Origin of the sequence: Nocardiopsis sp. TNDT3 (assembly GCF_003427465.1) — a bacterium.
Taxonomy (GTDB): Bacteria; Actinomycetota; Actinomycetes; order Streptosporangiales; family Streptosporangiaceae; genus Nocardiopsis; species Nocardiopsis dassonvillei.
This window is the reverse complement of sequence record NZ_QPFC01001280.1, coordinates 1-2,786: the sequence shown is the minus strand read 5'-3', so window position 1 is coordinate 2,786 and position 2,786 is coordinate 1. Positions and strand designations below refer to the sequence as shown.

Genomic DNA, 2,786 nt, shown 5'->3' with positions numbered 1-2,786 from the left:
CCACAGTGCGCGAACCTGGGACACGGGGCCGACGGGATGACAATGTCGCTCCCCGCCACCAGAATGTCCCCGCACCGAACAGCCAGAGAGTGGACGTTTAACCAGTGACGACGCCTGTGACACCCACGATCGACCAGCGCATCGCCGAGGAACTCGGAGTGGGCGCGCACCAGGTCACCGCCGCCGTCGACCTGCTCGACAGCGGATCGACCGTGCCCTTCATCGCCCGCTACCGCAAGGAGGCCACCGGAGCGCTGGACGACGCCCAGCTGCGCGCCCTGGAGGAGCGCCTGCGCTACCTGCGTGAGCTGGCCGAGCGCCGGACCGCGATCCTGGAGTCCATCCGTTCCCAGGGCAAGCTGGACGAGGCGCTGGAGGCCAGCATCCACGCGGCCGACTCCAAGGCGCGGCTGGAGGACATCTACCTCCCCTACAAGCCCAAGCGGCGCACCAAGGCCCAGATCGCCCGCGAGGCGGGGCTCGAACCCCTGGCCGAGGGGCTGCTGGCCGACCCCACCCAGGACCCCCAGGAGGCGGCCGCGGCCTACGTCGACCCCGACAAGGAGGTGGCCGACGTCAAGGCCGCCCTGGACGGGGCCCGCGCCATCCTGGTGGAGCGCTTCGCCGAGGACGCCGACCTCACCGGCGTCCTGCGCGAGCGGCTGTGGGAGAGGGGCCGGTTGGGCTCGGCCGTGCGCGAGGGCAAGGAGGAGGCGGGCGCCAAGTTCGCCGACTACTTCGCGTTCTCCGAACCGCTCACCCAACTGCCCTCCCACCGCGTGCTGGCCATGTACCGGGGTGAGAAGGAGGAGATCCTCACCCTCACCCTGGAGCCGGAGGACGCCCCGGCCGAGAACGCCGACGGCACCACGCCCCGCAGCACCTACGAGAACGCCATCGCCCACCACTTCGGGATCGTGGACCGCGGCCGCCCCGCCGACCGCTGGCTCCAGGACACCGTGCGCTGGGGCTGGCGCACCCGCATCCTGGTGCGGCTGGACATCGACGTGCGCATGCGGCTGTGGCAGCAGGCCGAGGACGACGGCGTGAACGTGTTCGCCGCCAACCTGCGCGACCTGCTGCTGGCGGCCCCCGCCGGAAGCCGCGCCACCCTGGGCCTGGACCCGGGCCTGCGCACCGGGGTCAAGGTCGCGGTCACCGACGCCACCGGCAAGGTCGTGGCCACCGACACGGTCTTCCCGCACGCGCCCCGCCGCGACTGGGACGGCGCCATCCACAGCCTGGCCGGGCTGTGCGCCGCCCACGGCGTGGAACTGGTCGCGATCGGCAACGGCACCGCCTCCCGCGAGACCGACAAGCTCGCCGCCGACCTGATCAAGCGCCACCCCGAACTCAACCTCACCAAGGTGATGGTGTCGGAGGCGGGCGCGTCGGTGTACTCGGCCTCGGCCTACGCCTCCGAGGAGCTGCCGGACCTGGACGTGTCGCTGCGCGGCGCCGCCTCCATCGCCCGCCGCCTCCAGGACCCGCTGGCCGAGCTGGTCAAGATCGACCCCAAGTCGATCGGGGTCGGCCAGTACCAGCACGACCTGGCCGAGACCAAGCTGTCGCGCTCCCTGGACGCGGTGGTCGAGGACTGTGTGAACGGCGTGGGCGTGGACGTCAACACCGCGTCGGTGCCGCTGCTGACCCGGGTGTCGGGCGTGACCTCCACCCTGGCGCGCAACATCGTCGCGCACCGCGACGCCAACGGCCCCTTCCGCACCCGCGAGGCGCTGCGCTCGGTGCCGCGCCTGGGCCCCAAGGCCTTCGAGCAGTGCGCGGGCTTCCTGCGCGTGCCCGGCGGCGACGACCCGCTGGACGCCTCGGCGGTGCACCCCGAGGCCTACCCGGTGGTACGGCGCATCCTGGACCGGGTGGGGACCGACCTGCCCTCGCTCATCGGCAACAAGGACCTGCTGTCGCGGGTGCGCCCCGAGGAGTTCGTGGACGACACCTTCGGTCTGCCCACGGTCACCGACATCCTCGCCGAGCTGGACAAGCCCGGCCGGGACCCGCGCCCGGCCTTCACCACCGCCACCTTCAAGGAGGGCGTGGAGAAGCTCCAGGACCTGACCCCGGGCATGCTCCTGGAGGGCGTGGTCACCAACGTGGCGGCCTTCGGCGCGTTCGTGGACGTGGGCGTGCACCAGGACGGCCTGGTGCACGTGTCGGCGCTGTCGTACAAGTTCGTGGAGGACCCGCGCGACGTGGTCAAGCCGGGCGACATCGTGAAGGTCAAGGTCCAGGACGTCGACATCCCGCGCAAGCGCATCTCCCTGACCATGCGCCTGGACGACGAGGCGCCCGCCCGCGGCGGCCGGGGCGGCCGCGAGGAGCGCGGCGACCGCGGCGGCAACGACCGACGCCGGGGCAACGGCGGCGGTGGCGGCGGCCGTCGCAACAACGGCGGCGGACGCGGCCGCGACAACAGCGGGGGCGCCGCCCCGCAGGGCGCGATGGCCGAGGCGCTGCGCCGCGCCGGCCTGGGCAAGTAACGCCCCTCGCCGCCGACGGGTGCGGGGAGGGGACGACCGCCCTCCCCGCACCCGCGCCGGCACCGGGGGCCGACGCGTCCCGGCGGCACGGGCGTCACGAGCACCCCGGCCCGGCGGGCGTCCGGGCCCTGCCGCTTCTCCCTCCCTCGGGCGTCAGCCCCCGAGGCGAGGACGCCCCGCATCGCAGCGCCTTGCCGGGTGCCAGCCCGCCCGACACCCCGCGGCCCCTCGGCCCCTCGGGCGCGCGGGAGTCAGCTCCTCCCCGTACCCGCGGTGGGGGGGGGGGGG

Annotated in this window: 1 protein-coding gene; it reads left to right on the top strand. The window is 73.9% G+C overall.

Going from position 1 to position 2,786, the window contains the following annotated elements; all coding sequences use genetic code 11:
• Positions 1-104 precede the first annotated feature (104 nt).
• Positions 105-2,498, top strand: a complete 2,394-nt coding sequence (locus DQW06_RS26860) for a Tex family protein (protein ID WP_013153929.1) — start codon at positions 105-107, stop codon at positions 2,496-2,498.
• Positions 2,499-2,786 lie beyond the last annotated feature (288 nt).